This is a genomic window from Streptomyces sp. NBC_01006, from assembly GCF_045162725.1.
Classification (GTDB): domain Bacteria; phylum Actinomycetota; class Actinomycetes; order Streptomycetales; family Streptomycetaceae; genus Streptomyces.
Genome location: NZ_CP108700.1, coordinates 4,800,558 through 4,823,715, shown reverse-complemented (window position 1 = coordinate 4,823,715; position 23,158 = coordinate 4,800,558). Strand labels below are relative to the sequence as shown.

Annotated in this window: 20 protein-coding genes; 11 read left to right on the top strand and 9 right to left on the bottom strand. The window is 69.9% G+C overall.

The features are described from left to right. Positions 1-2: 2 nt before the first annotated feature. Positions 3-464, bottom strand: coding sequence for an ATP-binding protein (locus OG509_RS22100; protein ID WP_406184207.1), 462 nt, complete (start codon positions 462-464; stop codon positions 3-5). 118 nt (positions 465-582) lie between these two features. Between OG509_RS22100 and OG509_RS22095 the strand changes: the two genes are divergently transcribed. Continuing rightward, a complete protein-coding gene (locus tag OG509_RS22095; RefSeq protein ID WP_406184205.1) occupies positions 583-1,452 on the top strand; it encodes a Scr1 family TA system antitoxin-like transcriptional regulator in 870 nt (289 codons plus the stop codon). Continuing rightward, a complete protein-coding gene (locus tag OG509_RS22090; RefSeq protein ID WP_406184204.1) occupies positions 1,449-1,691 on the top strand; it encodes a DUF397 domain-containing protein in 243 nt (80 codons plus the stop codon). The genes OG509_RS22095 and OG509_RS22090 overlap by 4 nt, the downstream gene beginning before the upstream one ends. Positions 1,692-1,804: 113 nt before the next feature. Here OG509_RS22090 and OG509_RS22085 read toward each other — a convergent pair whose 3' ends face one another. After that, entirely contained in the window at positions 1,805-2,662 is an 858-nt protein-coding gene (locus OG509_RS22085) for a GyrI-like domain-containing protein (protein WP_406184203.1), read from the bottom strand. A gap of 364 nt (positions 2,663-3,026) precedes the next feature. Between OG509_RS22085 and OG509_RS22080 the strand changes: the two genes are divergently transcribed. Next, a complete protein-coding gene (locus OG509_RS22080; RefSeq protein ID WP_406184202.1) occupies positions 3,027-3,500 on the top strand; it encodes a carboxymuconolactone decarboxylase family protein in 474 nt (157 codons plus the stop codon). Positions 3,501-3,543: 43 nt separating this feature from the next. Here OG509_RS22080 and OG509_RS22075 read toward each other — a convergent pair whose 3' ends face one another. Next, positions 3,544-4,236 carry an alpha/beta fold hydrolase gene (locus OG509_RS22075; protein WP_406184200.1) on the bottom strand — a complete coding sequence of 231 codons (693 nt, stop codon included), beginning with the start codon at positions 4,234-4,236 and terminating at the stop codon, positions 3,544-3,546. A 54-nt stretch (positions 4,237-4,290) separates the two neighbouring features. After that, positions 4,291-6,024: an AMP-dependent synthetase/ligase gene (locus OG509_RS22070; protein ID WP_406184199.1), complete on the bottom strand. Its 1,734-nt coding sequence runs from the start codon at positions 6,022-6,024 to the stop codon at positions 4,291-4,293. 129 nt (positions 6,025-6,153) lie between these two features. Here OG509_RS22070 and OG509_RS22065 point away from each other — a divergent pair, with 129 nt between their 5' ends. Further along, positions 6,154-7,287: an AraC family transcriptional regulator gene (locus OG509_RS22065; protein WP_406184197.1), complete on the top strand. Its 1,134-nt coding sequence runs from the start codon at positions 6,154-6,156 to the stop codon at positions 7,285-7,287. On the opposite strand, the gene OG509_RS22060 is transcribed toward OG509_RS22065, so the two are convergent. Next, positions 7,196-9,730, bottom strand: a complete 2,535-nt coding sequence (locus OG509_RS22060; RefSeq protein ID WP_406184195.1) for a DUF6185 family protein — start codon at positions 9,728-9,730, stop codon at positions 7,196-7,198. The two genes, OG509_RS22065 and OG509_RS22060, sit on opposite strands and share 92 nt — an antisense overlap. Positions 9,731-9,941: 211 nt before the next feature. Here OG509_RS22060 and OG509_RS22055 point away from each other — a divergent pair, with 211 nt between their 5' ends. Then, on the top strand, positions 9,942-11,087 hold the full coding sequence (locus OG509_RS22055) for a lipase family protein (RefSeq protein WP_406184193.1): 1,146 nt from the start codon (positions 9,942-9,944) through the stop codon (positions 11,085-11,087). A 21-nt stretch (positions 11,088-11,108) separates the two neighbouring features. On the opposite strand, the gene OG509_RS22050 is transcribed toward OG509_RS22055, so the two are convergent. Beyond that, positions 11,109-11,540, bottom strand: a complete 432-nt coding sequence (locus tag OG509_RS22050) for a MarR family winged helix-turn-helix transcriptional regulator (protein WP_406184191.1) — start codon at positions 11,538-11,540, stop codon at positions 11,109-11,111. 133 nt (positions 11,541-11,673) lie between these two features. Between OG509_RS22050 and OG509_RS22045 the strand changes: the two genes are divergently transcribed. Both OG509_RS22045 and OG509_RS22040 read left to right on the top strand, forming a co-directional pair. Then, positions 11,674-12,099: a heme-binding protein gene (locus OG509_RS22045; RefSeq protein WP_385580463.1), complete on the top strand. Its 426-nt coding sequence runs from the start codon at positions 11,674-11,676 to the stop codon at positions 12,097-12,099. A 53-nt stretch (positions 12,100-12,152) separates the two neighbouring features. Further along, the gene (locus OG509_RS22040; protein ID WP_406187646.1) at positions 12,153-13,004 is read left to right on the top strand and encodes a MerR family transcriptional regulator; all 852 of its coding nucleotides are present in this window, start codon (positions 12,153-12,155) and stop codon (positions 13,002-13,004) included. A 49-nt stretch (positions 13,005-13,053) separates the two neighbouring features. On the opposite strand, the gene OG509_RS22035 is transcribed toward OG509_RS22040, so the two are convergent. Next, positions 13,054-14,919 (bottom strand): AMP-dependent synthetase/ligase, encoded by a 1,866-nt coding sequence (locus OG509_RS22035; RefSeq protein WP_406184190.1) that lies wholly within the window; start codon positions 14,917-14,919, stop codon positions 13,054-13,056. Positions 14,920-15,126: 207 nt separating this feature from the next. On the opposite strand from OG509_RS22035, the gene OG509_RS22030 reads away from it, so the two are divergent. From OG509_RS22030 to OG509_RS22020, 3 genes are all read left to right on the top strand, one after another. Beyond that, positions 15,127-16,746 (top strand): ABC-F family ATP-binding cassette domain-containing protein, encoded by a 1,620-nt coding sequence (locus OG509_RS22030; RefSeq protein ID WP_406184189.1) that lies wholly within the window; start codon positions 15,127-15,129, stop codon positions 16,744-16,746. Positions 16,747-16,929: 183 nt separating this feature from the next. Continuing rightward, complete coding sequence (locus OG509_RS22025) at positions 16,930-17,910, top strand: hypothetical protein (RefSeq protein ID WP_406184187.1); 981 nt, start codon at positions 16,930-16,932, stop codon at positions 17,908-17,910. 663 nt (positions 17,911-18,573) lie between these two features. After that, positions 18,574-19,404 carry a hypothetical protein gene (locus tag OG509_RS22020; protein WP_406184185.1) on the top strand — a complete coding sequence of 277 codons (831 nt, stop codon included), beginning with the start codon at positions 18,574-18,576 and terminating at the stop codon, positions 19,402-19,404. An 87-nt stretch (positions 19,405-19,491) separates the two neighbouring features. On the opposite strand, the gene OG509_RS22015 is transcribed toward OG509_RS22020, so the two are convergent. After that, positions 19,492-19,752: a DUF2071 domain-containing protein gene (locus OG509_RS22015; RefSeq protein ID WP_406184183.1), complete on the bottom strand. Its 261-nt coding sequence runs from the start codon at positions 19,750-19,752 to the stop codon at positions 19,492-19,494. Between the two features lie 340 nt (positions 19,753-20,092). Here OG509_RS22015 and OG509_RS22010 point away from each other — a divergent pair, with 340 nt between their 5' ends. Next, positions 20,093-21,397 (top strand): hypothetical protein, encoded by a 1,305-nt coding sequence (locus OG509_RS22010; RefSeq protein WP_406184181.1) that lies wholly within the window; start codon positions 20,093-20,095, stop codon positions 21,395-21,397. Here OG509_RS22010 and OG509_RS22005 read toward each other — a convergent pair. Then, positions 21,381-23,144 (bottom strand): asparagine synthase-related protein, encoded by a 1,764-nt coding sequence (locus OG509_RS22005; protein WP_406184180.1) that lies wholly within the window; start codon positions 23,142-23,144, stop codon positions 21,381-21,383. The two genes, OG509_RS22010 and OG509_RS22005, sit on opposite strands and share 17 nt — an antisense overlap. Positions 23,145-23,158: the final 14 nt, after the last annotated feature.

Here is a 23,158-nt window from a genome sequence, read left to right as displayed (position 1 = left end):
CGTTACAGGCAGGCCCACACCGTCTTCCCCGGATGCCCGGGCGGGCGGTCCCGCACCCCCCAGTCCCGGGCCACGGCCTCCACCACCACGAGCCCCCGCCCGCCCTCCGCCGACCACGGACCGGCGGGCACCGGCCCCTCCGGCGGCCGCTGCTCCCCGCGCGCATCGCTGACCTCCACCCACACCCGCCGCCCGTCGTACCGGAGTACGACCTCGAAATTCCGCCCGGGTACGTGCCCGTGCACGACGGCGTTGGCGGCGAGCTCACCGATCACGAGCTCGACGTCCTCGGCGAGCGTGCAGCCGTAGGGGATCCCCCAGGCGTCCAGCTGAACCCCCACGAGCCGCCGCGCGAGCCGCGCCCCGCGGCGGGTGGCGCTGAGCAGCATCCGGGACTCGCGCGTCCCGGGGGTCTCGCGGCCCTCACGGCCTTCTTGTGCAATGTCACTGATTTCGGTCGTCACCTCACCGAGCGTGTCCGGAGCGCCGTACGCTTTCCAGTGGCGGCGGCACTACGGCCGAGTCCCGTAGGGCCGGCCCCTGTTGCGTGTACGGCCCGTACGGACGAGGGCGGTTCAGCCTGTGAACGACCTGTCAGACCGCGAGGAACAGCCGGAGCGACCAGTGGAGGTCGACGGCACGACACACCTCTTCAAAGCGCTCGGCAAAATGATCAAGCTGCTCAGAGAAGCGGCTGGCCTCCAGCAGAAGGAACTGGCCGCGCTGGTGCATGTGAGCGAGGACCTGGTGTCCTCGATCGAACGGGGAGTACGCACCCCCCAGCCGGAGTTCCTGGAGAACGCCGACCGCGCGCTGGGCGCCAGAGGCGTCCTGCTGGTGGCGATCCCGGAGGTGAAGGAGGCCCTGAGGCGGGCGCGGACGCGGCATCCGGATTGGTTCCAGGATTACGCGAAGGCGGAGGCTGAGGCCAACGCGATCCATGACTACAGCTGTCAAGGAATCATGGGTCTCCTCCAGACGGAGAGGCACGCGCGCGCCGTATTCACCAAGCGCCGACCGCTCCTGGACGAGGCGACCATCGAGAAGCGTGTGGCCGACCGCATGGCTCGGCAGCAGATCTTCGAACGCTGGCCGTCCCCGACGTTCAGCTTCGTCCTAGACCAAAGCCTGCTCATGCGCCCTGTGGGCGGCCGAGAGGTGCACGAGGAGCAGCTGCGCCGCCTCGTGGAGATCGGCAGCCGGCGGACAGTGGAACTACAGCTGATGCCGTTCTGTAGGGGCGAACACGCGGCCATGGAAGGCTCATTCAGCCTGCTCCACCCCAAGGGTCGCCAACAGGTGGCCTACACCGAGACGTACAACCGTCCTCACCTCATCACTGACCCAGAACAGGTAAGGATCTACACCGAACGCTATGGGATCATCCGGGCACAGGCGCTTACGCCGGACGAGTCCCTGACTTTGATTGAGAAGACGCTGGGAGAGCTATGAAGACCACGGACCTGGCCTGGTTCAAGAGCAGCTACAGCGACGGCGAGGGCGGCCAGTGCGTCGAAGTCGCCGTCAACTGGCGGAAGTCGAGCTACAGCGGCGGTGAGGGCGGCCAGTGCGTCGAGGTGGCGGCCTGCACGAACACCGTCCACATCCGGGACTCGAAGGTGACGGCCGGCCCCGAGCTGGCCGTCGCGCCGACGGCCTGGGCGGCGTTCCTGGGCGGGATCTCCCGCTAGCAGGGTCCCGGCAACCGGCATCAGAGGGAGTCCGGGGGACAGCCAAGCCCACGACCACATCAGCGATGCTGATCTCCCGTCCCCGTTCAGCCGTATCCGACCTCGCCGGGTGGTCAGCTGTGCTCGGGCTCCACGGGGAGCCAGAGTTCGGCCTCGGCGCCGGTCTTGTCCGGCGACATCCGGACGCGGAGGATCTCAGGGCCGGAGCGGCTGCGGTACGGGTTCGACGGGAACCATTCGGTGAACACGTCCCGCCACAGCTCCTGGATGGCCTGCGGCATCGGCCCTGAGGCGGTGAAGACCGCCCAGGTGCCGGCCTGGACGGCCAGGGCGCTCTCCGGGGCGGCGGACGTGATCACGCCGTGGTAGTAGTCGAGTTCGGTACCTTCGGCCCGGCTGGGGTCCAGGTCGTCGCAGACCGCGACGATGCCGTGGGGCTCCTGGTCCGAGAGCTTCTCCAGGCGCTCCAATGTCTGCGGGTCGATCCCGCGGACGAAGTCCACGATCGCCTGATTCGGCCCCTCATGCACCAGGGGTACCCGGGCCTTGGGCCCGGCGACGGTGAAGGCCGGCTTGTCCACGATGCGGTAGCGCATGCTGCTACTCCCTTCGATGTTGAGACGGAAGGTCATCCGGGACTGGGAGCTGAGCGCGGCGCCGGTACGCCGGGCCTCGCCCGGTCCGATGCCGTGCATGGCACGGAACGCCCGCGCGAACGCCTCACCCGAGCCGTAGCCGTAGCGCACCGCGATATCCAGCAACGTCTCACGTCCCGCGAGCACTTCGGCGCCCGCGAGGGTGAGCCGACGGCGCCGGATGTACTCCGACAGCGGCATGCCCGACAGCGCGGAGAACATCCGGCGCAGGTGATACTCCGAGGTGGCCGCTATGCGCGCCAGCTCATCCACTTCGATCGCCTGGTCGAGATGGCGCTCGATGTGCTCCATGGCCTGGTTCAGCCGCTCCAACATGCCCGGTGTCCTTCCTCTTTACGATCACCACGCTAGGCAGCGCCCACCATGCCGGACCCGACATCCTGTGCCCGATCAAGTCGGGTGCCGTCCCCAGCCCCAGACGGCCGTCGGACGCCATGCCGAGAGGAGCGCGTAGCGATCTGACGCGCCCCCGGGCTCCCCGGGCTTGGTGGTCCCGCTGGGCGGGGTGCGGATGAACCAGGGGCTCCCGACCCCTGCACCCCGACTGGCTCGCCCCACCCCGCCGACCCGGGTGAGGCGTACGTGTCGTGCGGTCGTGTCGGCGAGCTGTCACATCTGGCGGGGCTGTTCCGTCAGAGCTGTGTAACGGTCCACAGGCCCACACGGCAAGGAGATCATCATGGACGCTCGACTCGACTTCTTCGGCAACGCCCTCGCCGCCAAGTTCTCGCGGTACATCAACTCGGCGGGCAAGGTCATCTCGGACTCGACCCTGCCGCACGCGACGCAGGAGCTGGTCAAGCTGCGGGCCAGCCAGATCAACGGCTGCGGCTTCTGCACGGACATGCACTACAAGGACGCCGTGCACGCCGGGGAGGACGGAGTGCGGCTCAACATGGTCGCGGCCTGGCGCGAGGCCACGGTGTTCACCGACGCCGAGCGGGCGGCCCTGGAGCTGACGGAGCAGGGCACGCGCATCGCCGACGCGGCCGGCGGTGTCACGGACGAGGCCTGGGCGGACGCCTCCAAGTACTACGACGAGGACCAGATGGCGGCCCTGGTCTCCCTCATCGCCCTGATCAACACCTACAACCGGATGAACGTGATCGTCCAGCAGCCGGCCGGCGGCTACCAGCCGGGCCAGTTCGGCTGACCCGGTCGCCGCCCGCCGGCCACCGGCCGCCGAAGGAGGTCCCCTACCCCGCCGCCCCCGCCAGGAGCTGCGCCAGTTCCGCCGGCTGCGAGAACATCGGCCAGTGGCCGGTGTTCATCCGGACCAGGGTCCAGCGCTCGCTCTTCAGGAGCGCGGACACCTCCGGGCCCGGGTCCTCGCCGTCCAGCAGGCACTTCACGTACAGCGCCGGGAGCTCGGAGAGCGGAGCCTTCAGCTCCGCCGGTTCCGTCAGGGTGGCGCCCGGGTGGGGGGTCGCCGTGACGATGCGGGTGATCTGCTCCTCGTCCAGGCCCTGGCCCGCGTACTCGTCCGCCGCCAGCGGCGGCCAGAATCCGCCGTTGGCGGCGATCGCCGCCTCGACCATCGCCCGGCCGTCCGGCCAGGCCGAGACGAACGAGCCGCCGTCCACCGGGACGTTGGCGTCCACGAACACCACCCGCTCCAGCCGGTCGCCGATCCGCTCGGCCGCCTGGCCGACCGGGATGCCCGCGTAGCTGTGGCCGACCAGGACCACGTCACGCAGGTCGAGGCGCTCGACCTCGGCCACGATGTCCCGTACGTGCGTCCGCTGGCCGGCCGGTACGCCCTGCCGTTCGGCCAGGCCGGACAGTGTCAGCGGGTGGACGCCGTGCCCCGCCGCGCGCAGCGGCGCGGCCACCTCCTCCCACGCCCACGAGCCGAGCCATGTGCCTGCCACCAGTACGAAGTTCGCCATGGCCGGCACCGTAGCGGCCCCCACTGACAATGCATCCTGCTCAGCCGAGCCCGCCTACCCGTACAGCGCGTCGATCTGCGCCGCGTAGCGTTCCGCCACCGCCTTGCGGCGCAGTTTCAGGGTCGGGGTCAGGGTGCCGGCCTCGATGGTGAACTCCTCGGGGAGGATGTGGAAGGCGCGGATGCGGGCCGGGCGGGAGACCGTGGCGTTGGCCGCCGTGACCGCCTCCTCGACCAGGGCGCGGACCGCGGGGTGGGCGGCCGCGGCGGGCAGGTCGAGGCCGTCGAGGCCCTCCCGCCGCGCCCACGACGTGATCTCCTCCGCGTCCAGGGTGATCAGCGCGACCGGGTGGGGCCGACGGTCGCCGATCAGGACCGCCCGCGATACGTACGGGGAGCGTTGTACGGCGAACTCGACCTCCGTCGGGGTGATGTTCTTGCCCGCCGAAGTGATGATCAGCTCCTTCTTGCGGCCCGTGATCGACAGGAACCCGTCGGCGTCCAGTTCCCCCAGGTCCCCGGTGTGCAGCCAGTCCTGCGCGTCCAGCGCCTGCGTCGTCGCGGCCCGGTTCGCGTGGTAGCCAGGGAAGATCATCGGGCCCCGGGCCAGCACCTCGCCGTCCGCCGCGATGCGGACCTCGCAGCCCGCGATCGGCCGGCCCACCGTGCCGTGGCGCACGGCCTGCGGGTGGTTGAAGCTGATGAGCCCGGCGGACTCGGTCATTCCGTAGCCCTCGTACACCGGGATCCCGCAGGCCCGCAGGAAGTCCAAGGTCGCCGGGGCGATCGGCGCTCCTCCGGTCACCGCCCAGCCCAGCCGGCCCCCGAAGACGCCCCTGACCAGGGAGTACAGGTTCTTCTCCGCCTCCTCGTAGGCCGGCCGGTCGGCCTCGGGCAGGCGGCCCTCGGCCTCCAGCACCCCGAGGCGCACCGCCTCCCGGAAGCGCTCGGCGCCGCCCTCCTGCGCCTGCGCCATGGACAGAACCACGGAATGCACCTTCTCGAACAGGCGCGGCACGGACGGGAGATGGGTGGGCCGCGCCTCGGCCAGCTCGGACAGTACGTCCTCGATCCGGCCGCCGAAGTAGCACAGCTCCCCGCCCGCCAGGAGGGTCGTGAACTGGATCAGCTGCGCCAGCAGGTGCGCGAGGGGGAGGTAGAGGTACGTGGAGTCGCCCGGTCCGCCCTGGATCAGCGGCTGCGTCGCGGCCTGGACGGCGCCCAGGTTGCCGTGCGTGAGGCGGCAGCCCTTCGGCAGGCCGGTCGTGCCGGAGGTGTAGACGATGGACGCGTCGTGGGACGGCGTCACCCGCCGGGCCCGTTCGAGGAGTTCGGCTTCCGGCGCCTGTTCCAGCTCCGCCAGCGCGTCCATCCGTACGACCGCGCGCAGCGCCGGCAGCTTCGCCCGCAGCGCCTCCACCCGGTCCGCCTGCGCCGCGTCGTCGCAGACGACGGCCACCGCCTCCGCGTCCGAGAGGACCCAGGCCAGCTCCTCCTCCCCCGCCGTCGGGTAGACCGGTACGAGGACGGCGCCCGCCGCCAGGATCCCGAAGTGGGTGTACGTCCACGCCGGCCGGGTCTCGGCCAGGACCGCCACCCGCTCGCCGGGCCCGACCCCCAGTGCGATCAGCGCCCGCCCGGTTCGCCGTACGCGGTCGCGCAGTTCGGCGTACATGACGGTGGCCCACCCCCCGTCCGGGGCCCGGTGGCGCAGGGCGCTCTCGCCGCCGTACCGCTCCCCCGTCCACTCCGTGAACACCGCCGTCGTCTCCGGTCGCACAGCGTCCATCGCGTTCGCCTCCCTGGGGTACGTACGACGTACGTCGGACCGACGCTAGAGCGCCAACCCCTGCGCGCGGCATGACCGGAAGCGTCACGCCCCCTGACCACAGCGCTCATCCGGGCTACCGTCGGACCCATGGGGAGGCGGACGATCACCGTGCACCATGTGCGTGCCGTGCTCGCGGGGGCGGCGCGCGGCGGCATCGACACCGTGCCGCTGCTCCAGGAGGCGCAGATCCCGCCGCTGCTGCTCGGCGACGACCGGGCGCGGATCACGCCGGCGCAGTTCGCGCGGCTGTTCCGGGCGCTGTACCGGACCACGCAGGACGAGTTCCTCGGCCTGTCGGCGGTGCCGAGCCGCCCGGGGACGTTCGCGATGATGTGCTGCGCCTCGCTGGGCTGCCGGGACCTCGGCGCGGCGGTGGAGCGTGCCGCGACCTTCTACGGCCTGTTCCCGGGCGGCCCGGAGCTCGCGCTGGAAGTGACGGGCGCCGAGGCGCGCTTCACGGTGCAGAACGACTTCACCCGGGACGAGGAGCGGTTCCTGACCGAGTGCGTGCTCGCCATCTGGCACCGGCTGAGCAGCTGGCTGATCGGGCGGCGCATCCCGCTCGCGTACGCGGCGTTCGCGTATCCTCCGCCGCCGCACGAGGCGGAGTACGAGATCCTGTTCGACTGCCCGGTCCGCTTCGGGGCGGACCGTACGGGGGCCGCCTTCGACGCGCACTGGCTGGCCGCACCGCTCGTACGGGACGAGGCGGCGCTGGACGCGATGCTGCGGCGGGCCCCGTTCGACCTGCTGTCGCGGCCGGAGTACGGGACGACGGTCGCGGAGCAGGTCCGCCGGGCCCTGGCACGGCAGTTGCGTACCTCGCCGCGGCTGCCGGCGCTGGCGGAGGTGGCGGCGCGGCTGGCGGTGTCCCCGGCGACGCTGCGGCGGCGGCTGCAGCAGGAGGGCACGTCGTTCCAGCAGCTGAAGGACCACGTCCGGCGGGACGCGGCGATCGCGGGGCTGGCGGAGAGCGGCGAGCCGATAGCGGACCTGGCGGCCCGCCTCGGCTTCTCGGAGGACACGGCCTTCCACCGCGCCTTCCGCCGCTGGACGGGCACGACCCCGGGCGCGTACCGGATCGCTTCGGGCAGCCGAGCCAGGGACGGCTGCTGCCGAGGACTTCTCATCAATCAGGTTCGGGCTTCTTGTCTTGATCCCCGCCGGGCATGTCGAACGGCCATACCGACCCTCCTTCGCGGAAGTACTTCAAGATCGTGACCAGCGCCACGAGTTGCGCGAGAAGGACCGCCACCGAGGCGATGGGCATCCGGTAGATATACACCAACAGGCTGGCGCTGGAGGAGCGATAGCGTCGTTCGGTCCGGAAGGTCTGGACATCCATGACCAGGCCGGAGAAGGTCATCACCGAGGCGAATGCGGCAATGGCGGGGACCGTGTTCTGGAGGCCCTGGCCGGTCATCTGCGCGATGATCTCGTGGACGCCGACCGGTACGGCGAAAGCGACGGCAACAGAGAGGGCCTTCGTCGGCCCGTTCCGACCGGGGAGATCACGCCACAGCGCCCCCAGGAAGAACCCTCCGCTCGCCCAGGTCACCTGCCAGTAGAGGATCTCGTACACCACCGTCAGAAACCCCTTGACGCTTTCCGTCGTCAGGCTCCAGGAGTCACCACCCACCACGTCGAGCCAGTACATCAGCCCTGTGGCGGGGAGGCCGATGAAGCTGGCGATAAGCGCACACCTGCAGGCATTTCCCCACCACGAGGCCATCGGGCCGAAGGCGAAGGGCAGGTCAATCGGCCTGACCCCTTGCGGCAGACACTGGTCCATGCGTTCAATTTCCCGTTCGACGGCCTCATGCGACTCGGACCGTTCGGCCGACGAATCCGCTGCGGGACGACGCAGACGAGACTGAAGGTCCCTGTATCGTCGCACCATTCGCAACAATTCCGATCGGTCAGTACGCAAAACGACCTGACCCAGGGAAGCATTTTCCGCCGCGGGCTGCTCAAGAACGGACCTGACCCGCCCCACAGTCAGCAGGGCCCACGCGGCGAGAATACCAAGAACCAGCGTCGCGATGTATCCAGAGAATCCGAAATAGGTTGCATAATTGGGCACCACAATGACGGCGAAGAAGATTACCAGGAGCGTTTTTTCGGACACATTGGGCGTGAAGGAGTCATTCTCGTACTGTTCGGCCCTACAGACACGCAGGGCTACCAGCAGGGCCAGCGGAGTCAGGAAGAACGCAATGTCCGCCAGTACGGGCATTGCGTCGCTGGCGAACCACCACCACCACTGGTCGTACTTGCGGATCTGCGGCGCGTCAGGGGCATTCGGCACGGAGTCGTTGAGCCAGGTCCTGCGCTCCCAGCTGCGACCGAAGGAACGGTATGCCCAGAGCAGTGTCATTGCCGAAACCCCGGCTGCCACACCGACCATCGCCCACTGCGACAGCCCCCTACCACCCAGGATCAGAAGGCGCTGCCCACTGGAGACGAGGCCCAGGCAACACAGCAAGATCGGCAGCGAATTGAACACCAACGCCAGCTTCAGACCAGGACCCCAGATCAGAAAGTCACTGGTGGGAAGCAGCCCGGAAGTGGACATTTCGGCGCTCACGTAGAGCGCAGCGGCGCAAGCAGCGAGCACACACACAGCAATGAGCAGCGATCTGCGCAGCTTCCCAAAGAAACACAGAGCAACACCGATGAACACCACCGAAAACAGGGCAACTACCGGCCCGTAATCACTCTTCCAGGAGAATCGCGACTGAAGGAAACCATAGAAATCGTCGCCCAAATAGACAACCAGGCTGATGAGCACCAGGATCAGTGCCCATGAGCGCAGCCCCCGGAGCGCCTCCTCCTCTTCCGGGAGGGGGTTTCGCCCAAGGCCTAGTCGGAGCCGCCGGCCGGCAATGAAGGCTAGAATGCCTGTCGCGAAAATCCCGAACGCGCCTGACACACCGCCACCGCCCAGTATTTCCCAGCCCTGTCCGGGTGACTGGGAAATGGCGGCCCATTGCTGCGCTACGGGTGGCCGGAACTCAACCTGAGGGGCCTCGTTCGGCTTCTTCTTGTCCCAGATCACCTCGGCGCGCCCTTTACCGACCGCCGTCGGTGGCACAGCCGTCAAAGCGGCCGGCCCGCCCAATCGTACGGCTACATTCTTCCAGGTCGCCTTGGCCAGATTTGGGGGAAGCCTCAGTTGGATTGTCCACCGGTCTCTCCTCGCCGTCAGCGTCCAGAGGCCCACCTCATACGTATTGAGATTCTGAACCCATGCGACTGCCTCATAGTGGATGCGGACCTCATTTTCGCCCGGCGTTACCGAAAGCGGCTTCAACCGCCATTCGTAGTCATATGTGTAGACCGCATCCCCCCGCTGCCAACCCTTTCCCAGCAGGCAGCGCAGCGCGGCACGGTAAAGAAATGAATGCGTATCCAGAGAGAGGTGGGGGGCCTGCTCCCAATTCGCTGGGACAGTGATGTCTGTGACGCTGGTGACCGAGCTGACGTCGCTGCCGCGGTGAACGAACTCCACCGCCGTGTCGACCGTCGCCCCCTTGAGCCGGTCCGCGGTGCAGGTGTCCGCGGGAGGGGAATCCGCGGCCCGGGCGGCAGTGCCTGGAACGGTCAGCAGCGCGCACAGGACCAGGAACAGCACGAGCAGCACGTGACGCCTGAGATGGATCACCGCTCCAGGATCTTCCCCTCTCGCCCCGCACCACTCCCGACAGCGCGGCGGAGTGGGCTCAGGTTCACCTCGACGGGCGAGTCTCGGCGGGCGGGTGTGCGAATCCGGGTCAGGAAAGGTGAGCTGCGCGGTCAGCGACGTGCCGAGCGGTCGGTCACTACGTTCTCCTCACCTGTCCCCCGCACGAAACGTTCCGTTGGGAGAGCCGCCCATGCGTTTCCGAACCGTCGCCGTCGCCTTGGCCGCCTTGGCCGTGTCCGTCGCGAGCCCCGCCACCGCCGCCACCGCAGCCGAGACCGGCCGGGCCGGGGACATCGTCGATGTCTCGCCGTCCGCCTTCCACCCGCTGCCCGGGCAGCCGACCGGCACCAAGGCGTGGAAGATCCACTACCGGTCCACCACCGCCGACGGTGTCCCGAACACCGTCTCCGGCACCGTGATCGTCCCGCAGGACGGCCGGACCGGCCCGCGGCCGCTCGTCACGTATGCCGTCGGCACCGTCGGCATGGGCGACTCCTGCGCGCCGAGCAACAACCTCCCGTACGGCACCGCCATGGAGGCCAACCTCATCCAGCAGCTCACCCTGCGCGGCTGGGCCGTGGTCGTCACCGACTACGAGGGGCTCGGCACGCCGGGGGTGCACACGTACACGGTGGGCCCGTCGGCCGGCCGCGCCATGCTCGATGGCGCCCGCGCGGCCACCCGGCTCCCCGGGACGGGGCTGCCGGCGGACACCCCGGTCGGGATCATGGGCTACTCCCAGGGCGGCCAGGCCGGCAGCTGGGCCGCCGAGCTGCAGGGCTCGTACGCCCCCGAGCTGAAGGTGAAGGGCACGGCGACGGGCGGGGTCCCGGCCGACCTGATGAAGGTGGCCGACTTCAACAACGGCTCGTACGGCTCGGGGCTCATCTTCATGGCGGCGGCCGGTCAGGACGCGGCGTTCCCCGAGCTGCGCCTCGACTCGTACCTCAACCCGGCGGGCAAGGCGCTGGTGGCGGGGATGAAGGACGGCTGCGTCGCCATCGACGCCATCGCGGGCTCCTTCAAGCGGATCTCCGACCTCACCACCCGCAACCCGCTCGAACAGCCGGACTGGCAGGCCCGGCTGGACCAGAGCCGGCTGGGGCGGACGGCGCCGGCGGCGCCGGTGTACCAGTACCACGCGCTCGGCGACGAGCTGATCCCGTACGCGGTCGGGCGGCAGCTGCGCTCGGAGTGGTGCGCGAAGGGCGCGGACGTGGAGTGGCAGACCATCTGGGTCGGTGAGCACGTCAGCGGCGTGATCACCCACTCCCTGGCGGCGGGCAACTGGCTCGCCGACCGCTTCGCGGGCCGCCCGACGCACGCCAACTGCTGAAGACTCCGGGTCCCTAGGCCCCTAGCGGCCGGCGGCCTCCGCATTCCGGATGATCCGGGCGAGCAGCTCCCGTACGGCGGCCGTCTCGGACTCGGAGAGGCCCTCGGCCAGCCGGGCGTCGAGCTTCGCCACCAGCGCGTCGGCGGCGGCGAACACCTCCGCGCCGCGCTCGGTCATCCGGATCTCGATGAGCGTGCCGTGGATCGGGTGCGGGGTGCGCGCGATGAGACCGCGGGTCTCCAGCCGGCCGAGCAGGCTGTTCATCGTCTGCGGAGTCACCGAGAGCTTGCGCGCGAGCTCGGCGGCGTTGATCCCGGGGTTGTCGCTGAGCACGGCGAGCGCACCCTGCTGAGCAGCGGTGATCCCGGCCTCGCGCACCGCGGCCTCCTTGGCGGCCTGCGTGATGCGTTCGGCCTGCTTGATGTGGATCAGCAGCCGCTCGGAGTAGTGCATGGGGCGAGTGTAAGAGCGGGTGCCGGTCGGTGCCAGTAACCACCGAGCAGTCAGCCAGCTTGCAGATAGCTATAAGCATGCTGTTAGCTACAAGCACACGAACTCCCGCATGTCTCACCAAGGGGATACCGCCATGACTGCTGTCCGCACCCGCCCGGCCCTCGGCAACGACCTCGCGCGCGCCATCGTCGATGCCGCCCTGGCCGCAGCCCGGGAGACCGACCTGTTCTTCGCCATCGCCGTCGTCGACGAGTCCGGACACCTCAGCGCGTTCGCGCGGATGGACGGCTCGGGCCTGATGACCATCCAGATCGCCCAGGACAAGGCCTACACGTCGGCCGCCTTCGGCCTGAGCACCACCGACTGGCACGAGTTCGTCGAGAACGACGCCCAGCTGGCCCCGGGCGCCCGGACCGGGATCGACCGCCTGGTCACGTTCGGCGGCGGCCTGCCGATCGTCGTGGACGGCCACCTGGTCGGCGGCATCGGCGTCTCGGGCGGCCACTGGTCGGACGACGTCAAGATCGCCGAGGCGGGCCTGACCGCCATCCCCTCGTAAGGCCCACCCTTGACTCTCGGGTCACCCGAGACAGCACAGTCTTCCCCGTGGACATGACGAACCTGCTGCCGATCGGGCAGTTCGCGCAAGCCAGCGGCCTCACGGTCACCGCCCTGCGGCATTACGACGCCAGTGGCGTACTGCCGCCCGCCCGTGTCGACCCGGAGAGCGGCTACCGCTATTTCCGGCGCGATCAGGTCCGGACGGCCCAGCTGATCCGGGTCCTGCGGCAACTCGACATCCCGATCGAGCAGGTGCGCGGCATGCTCGCGCACGCCGAGGCGGGGGCCGACCTGGCCCCCGCACTGGCCGCGCGCCTGAAAGCCGCGGAGGACCGCCTGGCCGTCCAACGCGGCCTCGTCCACGGCCTGTTGACCCGCCTGTCCGAAGGAGCAGAGATGAACCACCGCGTCACCGTCCGCGAGAGCGGCCCCGAACGCGTCCTCTTGCGCGGCGCGACCCTGAAGAACTCCGGCCTCGACGGGTTCCTCCGAACCGCCTTCCAGGACATGTACGCCGTCGCGGGCCGCGGCCCGCTGACCTTCACCGGTCCGGCGTTCGTCCGCTACCACGGGGTGTGCGACGAGGAGAACGAGACGCTGGTCGAGGCCTGCCTCCCCTTCTGGGAGGACGCCGCCCAGCCCACCGACCTGCCGGAGGGCATCTCCGTCCACGACCTCCCGGAGAACACCTTCGCCTGCACGGAAGTGTCCGGCCCGGCGGCCGAGTTCCCCGCGATCCTCACCGCGTACGATGCCGTCGCCGACTGGATCAGCGCGCACGGCTTCGCCTTCGCCGGCCCGGTGCGGCTGGTCTACCGCCGCTGGACGGGGACGCCGGACGACCCCGGCAACCGGTTCGAGATCGCCTGGCCGATCGAGGAGCCGGCCCCGGCCACCCCGTAGCCCGGCCCACCGGCCCCGGCGGTCATGCCGGTCATGCCGGCCCCGCCGGTCATGCGCGGCGGTACAGGTCGTCTATCTCGCGCTCGAAGTCGCGGGCGATCCTGGCGCGCTTCAGTTTCAGGGACGGGGTCAGGTGGCCGCCCGCCTCCGTGAACTCGCGGGGCAGCACCGCGAAGCGGCGTATCGATTCCGCCCGCGAGACCAGGCGGTTCGCCTCGTCCACCGCCCGCTGGAGTTCGGCCCGCAGTTCCTCGTCCCGCACCAGCTCCCGCATCGGCATCGCCGTCTTCTTCCGCATCTGCCGCCAGTGCGCCAGCCCCTCCGGCTCCAGCGTGATCAGCGCCGCCACGTACGGCCGGTTGTCGCCGATCACCATGCACTGGCCGACCAGCGGGTGGGCCCGCAGCCAGTCCTCCAGCGGGGCCGGGGCCACGTTCTTGCCGCCGGAGGTGATGATCAGGTCCTTCTTCCGGCCGGTGATGGTCAGGTAGCCCTCGCCGTCCAGCTCCCCTATGTCCCCCGTCGCGAACCAGCCCCCGACCGCCTCCCCCGAATTCCAGTACCCCGCGAACACGTGCCGCCCCCGCAGCAGCACCTCCCCGTCGTCCGCGATCCGTACGGCGGTGCCCGGCAGCGGCCACCCCACCGTCCCGAGCCTCGGCTTCAGCGGCGGGGTGACCGTCGTCGCCCCCGTCGTCTCGGTGAGCCCGTACCCCTCGAAGACGTCGATCCCGGCGCCCGTGTAGAACGCCGCGAGCCTGCGCCCCAGCGGCGAACCGCCGCTCAGGATGTACCGCACGCGCCCACCCAGCGCCGCCCGGATCCGCCGGTACACGAGCGGGTCGTACAGCGCCCGCGCCGCCCGCAGGCTCACCCCCGGGGTCCGGCCCTCGACGATCTCCCCGTACCGCTGCGCGATCCGCGCCGCCCGGTCGAACGACGAGGCCCGGCCCATCCGTTCGGCGGTCGCGCGCGCCGTGTTGTAGACCTTCTCCAGTACGTACGGGATGGCCAGCAGGAACGTCGGCCGGAACCCGGCGAGGTCGGCGAGCAGTTCCTCCGTCTGGATGCTCGGCGCGTGCCCGAGCCTGACCCGCGCCCGCATGCACCCCACGGCCACCATCCGCCCGAACACGTGGGAGAGCGGGAGGAAGAGCAGCGTCGAGGCCGCGTCCGTGGTCGCGGACTTGAAGACGGGGTGCAGGAGCTCGACCGCGTTGTCGGCTTCGGCGAAGAAGTTGGCGTGCGTGATCACGCAGCCCTTGGGCTGTCCCGTCGTACCGGACGTGTAGATGAGGGTGGCCGCGGAGTGCGGCGTACGGACGGACCGGCGCGCGTGCACGACGGCGTCGGGCAGGTCCTCGCCGGCCTTGACCAGCCGCGCCACCGCGCCCGTGTCGAACTCCCACAGGTGCGTCAGCCAGGGCAGGTTGGCCCGCTCAGTGCTGATCATGCGGGCCTGCGCGGTGTCCTCGACGGCGCAGGCCACGGCCCCGGAGTCCTGGATGATCCAGCGGGCCTGGAGCGCGGAGGACGTCGGGTAGATCGGTACGGTGACCAGCCCGGCGGCCCATCCCGCGAAGTCCAGCAGGGTCCACTCGTACGTGGTCCGGGCCATGATCGCGAGCCGGTCCCCCTCGCGCAGCCCCTCGGCGATCAGGCCCTTGGCGACGGCCGTCACCTCGGCGGCGAACTCGGCGGCGGTGACGTCGCGCCAGCTCCCGTCCCGCTCCTTGCGGGCGAGCACCACCTCGCCGGGGGCCTCCCGGGCGTTCTGGAATGGGATGTCCCCGAGCGACCCGCTCCCCGGCACTCCGGCCAGCGCGGGCACCTGCGCCTCCCGCACCACCCCGTCGACGACGGTCAACACGGGCGGTACCAGGGCGGGCGGTACCAGCTGGGGCGCGGCTTCCACGACGGTCTCCTCGACTCGGCTCGGCTCGACTCCGCTCCGGAGTTACCGCCGGTAATCTACGCACGGGTAACCCCTCTGACCACCCCCCGTGCACCCCTTGGACGAACCCACCCGACTCCTCCACACCCTCGGCACCGCTCCCGCCCCCTCCCGCCCGCGCCGAAAACGCGTTGTGCCGCCGCCGTACGGCAGGCAAGGATCCGGACCATGGGACATCTGGAAGCCTCGCACCTGGAGTACTACCTGCCCGATGGGCGCGTACTGCTCGGCGATGCCTCGTTCAGAGTCGGCGAGGGCTCGGTGGCGGCCCTCGTCGGCGCCAACGGCGCGGGCAAGACGACGCTGCTGCGGCTGGTGTCGGGCGAGCTCCAGCCGGACGGCGGAACCATCACCTCCAGCGGCGGCGTCGGCGTCATGCACCAGTTCGTCGGCTCGGTACGGGACGAGCGCACGGTCCGTGACCTGCTGGTATCGGTGTCCCAGCCGCGGATCCGGGAGGCTGCGGCAGCGGTGGACGCCGCCGAGCACCTGATCATGACGGTGGACGACGAGGCCGCGCAGATGAAGTACGCGCAGGCGCTCAGCGATTGGGCCGAGGCCCGCGGGTACGAGGCCGAGACCGTCTGGGACATGTGCACGACGGCAGCCCTCGGCCTGCCGTACGACCGGGCCCGCTTCCGCGAGGTGCGGACGCTGTCCGGCGGCGAGCAGAAGCGGCTCGTACTGGAGGCGCTGCTGCGCGGGCCGGACGAGGTCCTCCTGCTGGACGAGCCGGACAACTACCTCGACGTCCCGGGCAAGCGGTGGCTGGAGGAGCGGCTGCGCGAGACCCGCAAGACGGTCCTGTTCATCTCCCACGACCGGGAGCTGCTGGCGCGGGCCGCGCAGCGGATCGTCGCGGTGGAGCCCGGCCCGGCCGGATCCGACGTATGGGTGCACGGCGGCGGCTTCGGAACCTTCCACGAGGCGCGGGCGGAGCGGTTCGCGCGCTTCGACGAACTGCGCCGGCGCTGGGACGAGAAACGCGCGCAGTTGAAGCGGCTCGTGCAGGACATGCAGCAGTACGCGGCGCGCAGCGACGAGATGGCCTCGCGCTACCAGGCGGCCAAGACCCGGCTGCGCAAGTTCGAGGAGATCGGCCCGCCCCCGGAGCCGCCGCGCACGCAGGACATCAAGATGCGCCTGCAGGGCGGCCGGACGGGCGTACGGGCCGTGGTCTGCCAGGACCTGGAGCTCACGGGGCTGATGAAGCCGTTCTCCCTGGAAGTCTTCTACGGGGAGCGGGTGGCCGTGCTCGGCTCGAACGGCTCGGGCAAGTCCCACTTCCTGCGGCTGCTGGCGGGCGAGCCCGTCGCCCACGCGGGAACGTGGAAGCTGGGCGCACGGGTCGTTCCCGGCCACTTCGCGCAGACGCACGCGCACCCCGAGCTCATGGGGCGCAGCCTGGTCGACATCCTCTGGACGGAGCACGCCAAGGACCGGGGCGGGGCGATGTCGGCGCTGCGCCGCTACGAGCTGGACCGGCAGGGGGACCAGCCCTTCGACAGGCTGTCGGGCGGCCAGCAGGCGCGCTTCCAGATCCTGCTGCTGGAGCTGGCGGGCACCACCGCACTCCTCCTCGACGAGCCGACGGACAACCTCGACCTGGAGTCGGCGGAGGCACTGCAGGAGGGGCTGGAGGCGTACGAGGGCACGGTGCTGGCGGTGACGCACGACCGCTGGTTCGCGCGCTCCTTCGACCGCTACCTGGTCTTCGGCTCGGACGGAGTCGTCAGGGAGACCGCCGAGCCGGTATGGGACGAACGCCGGGTCCAGCGCACCCGCTGACCGCCGCCGCGCCCGCTGACCGTCACCGCGGCGGTCAGCGGGGGCGGCCGGGCCAACCGGCCCCACGTCGTGGCCCGTGCAGGCGATCTTCCGGCCGTGACTGCCACCACTTCGCACCGACGCAGCATCACCTCTTCCTTGTGCCGTGTTCCCCGGCACCCAGCGCCGCCCAAGGAGAGGCCCATGTTCCGACTCCCCCGCCTGGCCACCACCGCCACGGTCGCCGTCGCCGCCTTCACCCTGCTCGTCCCCGCCGCCGCATCGGCCGGAGAGCCGACCCTGACCGATCCGCGCACCGTCGCGAACTTCAGCTTCGACGCCGGGGAGACGCCGGAGAACATCGCCCTCGAACCCGACGGCTCCGCGAACCTGACCCTCGCCCACGCCCGCCAGGTCGTCCGCATCGACGGACACGGGACCCACCGGCTCCTCGCGGTCCTGCCCTCCGTACCGAACCCGAACACCCCGGGCATCGGCTCGGCCGTGGTGACGGGGATCGTGCGCGCCAAGAACGGCACCCTCTACGTCAACTACGCCACCGGAACGAACGCGACCGGCATCTGGCGCATCGGACCCCACGGCGGCACGCCCGTCCAGATCGCGCAGCTCCCGGCCGACTCGCTCCCCAACGGCCTGGCCCTCGACGAGAAGCGCGGCGTGTTCTACGTGGCCGACTCGGCACGCGGACTCGTCTGGCGCGTCCCGCTGAAGGGCGGCACGGCCACGATCTGGGCGGCGGGGTCCGCGCTCCAGCCGATCGGCGCCGGCGTGGGCTACGAGGCCGGCGCCAACGGCATCAAGCTCCACGGCGACGCCGTGTGGGTGTCCAACACCGACCGCCGGACGCTGCTGCGCATCCCCGTCCGCCGCGACGGCACCGCCGGCACGATCGAGACCAGGGCGACCGGACTCGACGGGATCGACGACTTCGCCTTCACCGGGAAGGACGACACGGTCCTCGCCGCGCTGATCACGTACAGCACGATCGCCCAGGTACGCCCGAACGGCACCCACACCGTCGTCCTCACCACGCCGGACGGCCTGTCCAACCCGACCGCCGTGGCCCTGCACGACAAGACCGTCTACGTGACGAACGCCTCCTACTTCGCCGTCCCGCCGAACCCCAACCTCCTGACGGCCCACCTCGACAACGGCAAGGACTAGTGCCCCATCAGGCAACGTTTGCCCTGGTCTCGCCGTGGTTGCAGGCCCGTAGCCTCGTGGGATGCACTCTCATCTGCGCTTCGAGAATCCGCCCGCGCTGCCTCACGAGGTGGTGGTCGAGACGTTGGAGCGGGCGCTTCGCAACCGCTCGCACGAGGGTGAGGCGTGGTGGGCCCGCCCCCCGTCAGGAGAGAGCCGGCCGCCCGGCGGGCCTGCCAGGCGAACGTCCGTGGGTTCTCCACCGCACGGTACTGCGCCGCGCACGCGGCGTGCCCCGTCCTCGTCGTCCCCCTCCCGACCCTGCGGACCCCAGCCGGACGTCGCCGTGGTCGACGCCTCGGAGCTCTGACCGCTCCGGCGCCCGTCAGGCGGCACCGCCCGCCGCCGCGCCGCGCCATCACCCGCTCTGGGCCTTCGCTTCCCTCGGCGACTCGGCCGGACCCCGCCGGCCAGCCGCTGCCCCTGGAACAACTCGCGGCCTACCCGGACCCCCAAGCCGTGGCCGACCTCTGCACCCACCTGACCGGCTGACGCGCTGTCGCCTGTGGTTCCCGTCCTTGAGAAGGTGCGGCTCGCAGTGGCCTTACGAACTCCTTTGCACGGTCCTACCTTTGAGCCATGAGATCTCAGCGTTCTGGCCCGCTGGCGAAAGTTGTGTTGCCGGTGACGGACGGATGGCGGCTGCTGTTCGTCCCCAGCCGGGTCCGCCAGTTGGCGTTCGATTTCGGCGCGAGCATCGTGGTCCCGGCGGTGGTCGCCGCCCCCCTGCTGCTGGGCGTTCTGCTGGGCGCCGTGATCTCGGGGAGTTCCCTCGCCTGGGGCGTTCTGTGGGTCTTCCTGGCGCTCACGGTCGTCGGAATGATCCTGCTCATCGTGGCCGTGGTGTGCGTCACGGTGTCCACGACGGTGCGGTGGGTCCAGTTCCGCCCCCGGGGAACTACGGCCCAGGTCGTCATCGCCCGCTTTCTGCGTTCGTCGACCATGGCGATGGCTGATCTGCAGCGAGTCGTCGTCATCGAGCGACTCAGTCTCGGGCAGCGACAGTCGATCAAGGTGATACTGCATACCCGCGACGAGACGGTGGAGTGCGAACCGGCGACCTTCGCACCGCTCTCTCGGGTCGATGCACAGGCGCTGACCAGCTGGTTGACCGAGCAACTCGACCCGGCCCAGGTGGCGGTGGAGCGTCAGACGGAGGTCAAGCGAGACTTCGTGCGTCCGGACGAGTGGTGGACCCCGTCCCACACCGCCGAGCTGTGGCAGGTACCCCTCGGCGAGGTCGACGGCATAGCCGCCCGGCGCCGCGTCGAGAGCTACGGGTACACGCCCCGGGCATCCGCGATGTACAGCCCTGGCACTTCGGTCACCGTCTACGACCCGGGCCGTGCCTACGAGGTCGCCGAAGAACTCCGCGCGGAACGAGCCGCCCGCCAGGCCGCCGGCGGCACGGCAGCTCCCGGCCCGGACGAGGACGACGCAACGGATTCCCGCTGACTCCGTCGGGCCGATCCTGACCGGGCTCACAGACGCACTCCTGGATCTAGGGCTTGGCGGCCAGGTGACGCCGGCCTGCCCAGGTGCTCAGGCGGGTCGGGCCGGGCCGAGTCTGACCGGTCCGACGCAGGGGGACGTGTGGGTTGTCGGCTCTGTTTCGGGGTCGGGTAGGCCGGCGGCCCGGGTGAGGGTCTGCGTGAGAGCCACCGTCGTCGCGTGGACCAGTGGCCAAGGCTCGTGCCGGACGGGGGTGCGCCACAGGAGGCCCATGCGTGCGGAATAGGCGTGGAAGCGGTTGGTGAGCCAGTGATCGAGGGGGCGGGCGGCCTCGGCCTGCGAGGAGCGCATCGATCTCACGCACCCGCACACGCTCAGCCACGAGGACAGCATGGCGGGCGCTTACCGCCCGGACCTGCACTCCGGACGGCGCGTCACGACAGGGCGAACGTTGCCTGATGCGGCACTGGCACCGGCCCCTGGGGACCACCCGGCGCGGACCCTTCCGGTTGGGCCGTCCAGAGGCATCCGGATGGTGATCCCACGGATCGGCACGGACGATGGTGCTCAAGCCCTCGGCGCAGCGCCGGACCGCCCGGAACGGTGCGGGAAGGCGACACCGTGCCGGTCGCGGTCGTCATCGGCACATCCGGAGCACAACGCACGGCTTGCAGTCTCAGGAGGTAATAGCGTGAGCACGCCACCCAAGTCCGGATTCTGCTCGTACCTGCGGGCGGGACGGGCACCGGCGAAAACCCGACGGTCACGGACGACCCCGGTATTGATCCTGCTCATCCTCCTCCTGACGGCGAGCTACCTGGGCCGGTTCGGCGTCGAAGACCTCAACGAGGCCCTGACCTTCATGGGGCGCGTCACCGGCGCCGGCCTCATCGTGGCCTCGATCGCCGCACTGTTGGGCGGCGCCGCAGTCATGGACTACTGGTTCCGGGGCAGCTTCCCCCACTCCGGAATCGTCGCGCTGGTCGGCACGGTCGCGGCAGCCTTGACCAATCTCATGGTCCTGCTTGAGGTGGCGAACGGCGACTCTCGGTACTACATGGCGGCGTCGATCCTGCTCACTGCGGGTTCCGCATGGGCCGTCTTCGCCGTGGGGCGGATGTCGGTCGAGATCCCCGCTCCGAAGCGGCTGGCCGTGGCGGTCCTCGCCTCCACCGTATTCGCGATCGCCAATTTCGGCTACCAAAACCTCTATCAGCCATACCAGCACGGGGCCAGGCCTATTATCAAGCTGGTCATGGGGAATCCCGAATTGAGTATGGACCGGAAATCATTCGCCATTCCGGTCGACATCACGCTCGACAACCACAGCGATGTGGGTTTCTACGTCATGGGCGCCGAGTTTCACGCCATGGGGCAAAAGGTAACGGTGAGCGCGAGTGACCGGCTCCGGCAGCAATGGCGGGACGATGCCAAGCAGTGGAGTAAATCCCAGGAGAAAAGCCCGCTCTCCCGCAGGGAGATCCACCAGGCCGGCCAATTGGTGGCGGCGCAGCCTTGGATGGTCCAGGGAAACTGGATCGAGGCAAGTGACTCGTTCGTCACTCGAACGGTTGTACAACTGCCCATCGACACGCCGTACGATCAAGTATCCTTCTACGCCACCGCGAGCTTCGCACGCAAGGACCGACTCGGCCTGGATTCGGTCCGATTCGACAGGGACTCCTGGAGCGGCGGAAAAGTGCCCCACTGGATGAAGGAACAGGAGAATTTCGATTCCCTCATCTACACCGGCAGGGTGCACGAAAACAATTCGATCAACGCACGTACGATGGACCCACGTTTCGTCGACGTCTATTGGAAGTTCGGCACGCAGGGCGCAGCCGTGTTCTCATCCATCACGCGAAAAGGCGAGGAAGATCGCACGCCGTCCGACGCGGAGAACCGCGCGGTGAGCAACCGGTACGGCCTCGTCGATGTCGTGACGGGCCCGATCCAGCGATCGTTGTGGGACATCAAGATCAAGAGCCGTCAGTGACCGCCATTGCCGCACCGGGCGCGCGGGATCGCGGGTCCAATCCCTCCAGCCACGCCACGAGGGCAAGGGAGCTGTTCATCCGATCCCAGGATTGTGCGTTCCCCACGCCGAGCCGTGCCTCCCTCACTGCCTGGCACAGCACCTCGATGTCGAACATCTCCGCGACCAGCGGATGCCTCGCGGAGCGGCAGAGGTCGATGAGTTCGTCGCCGTGTGCCCGCAAGCCGCGGGCGTAGAGCTGGTCGAAGGGGATCTTGACCGCTCGGCCGCGGATCCGGGAGGGGAGCAGATCTGCCATGGCCTCGCGCAGAACCGCCTTCGGACGGCCCGGATGGAACGTGGCTTCAGCAGGGAAGCGGCGCATCGTGGTGATGACCTCGCGGTCGAGAAAGGGGTGCGAGAGGAAGAATCCGTCCTGCCGTGCTCGCTGCCAGGAGAGCGGGTCGGGAGCGGCGAGGTAATTGGCCGCCTCGAAGAACGACTCTTCCGGCCTGCGTCCGAACACGAAGCGGCTCTCCGCGATGCTCGCTTCACGGTAGCCGTGGGCCCGCGCAAATCCGTATCGCAGCCAGCGGGGGCGGGCGAAGCTGCCGAGGCTGCCCAGCACGGTCCCGCGGCGGTCGAGCGCAGCGATCCGTTCGGCTGCCAGTGGGAGGGCCGGCCGCACGACGTAGTCGTAGACGACGTCGCGCACGCCACGGTCCGTGCCCGCGGCCCAGGCACGCGCCTGCTTCGTCATCTGCCGGAACTGCCCTGTGCGGGCCAGTCTGTGCAGGTGGAGAGGGTTGGCGTCCACGATCGGATCGGCCCCGCAACCGGTCATGAGGACGTCGCAGCCGAGTTCCGCCGCATTGCCGTGGAGCCTGCTCCAGAACGGGGCGCGAAAGGCGTGCGCATGGGGCTCGTCCGCGTCTCCCGCGTGGTGTTCGAAGTCGTCGAAGTCAGCCACGTCGCCGACATCCGCAATCACCGGGCGGGCTGCCGGTGCATGACGGCAGATCTCCTTCATCGCCTCTTCGAGGTACGGCTGCTCCCCGGCCAGCTCTCCTCTGTCGAAGCGCCCGGCGAGCAGGACGAGATCCCCACGGCGGCCCCGTCCCGCGCCCAGCTGACGGGCTGCGAGCAACGCGACGCTGGTGGAGTCGATGCCGCCGGAGACGTGGCATGCCGTCATCCGGCCCACTCGGCGCCCGACGGCGTTCTCCAGTGCGAGGCGCAGGTCCTTCGCGGCCCCGCTGAGACGGAGCCCGTCTGCCGTCGATTCCCCCGGGGCGTCGGCCCCACCGACGCGTCTGCGCACCCGACCACGCATCTGCCCGGTGATCGAAAGCTCCACCACCTCGCCGCCGAGGATCCGGTGCACACCGGAGAACGGGGTGAGTTCCGAGTGCGGTTGCGCCATGTTCCCCGTCAGGAACCGGCAGAAGTAGCTGCGTTCCAGCGCTTCGAAGTCGCCCAGACAGCGCGCCGACGTACTCACCGCGCTGACGCGTCCGCCGGACTCCCTGAAGAACAGGGGAATGCGCGCATGGTCGTCGCGCATCAGCACAATGCGGTCGCGGCACACCAGGACGGCCGCGTAGTCGCCGATCGGCAGACGTAGACGTGCTGTGGCTCCCGGTCGGCCGACGTCGTCCAGGAGCCCGCGCGCGCCCGCCTCGCGGTCACGGACCGAGCCGACCCAGCCGACGACCACTGCAGTGCCGGCCCGTGACGAGACCGTCGTCACGAGTCCCTGCCGCGCCATGGCCTCGGCCGCCC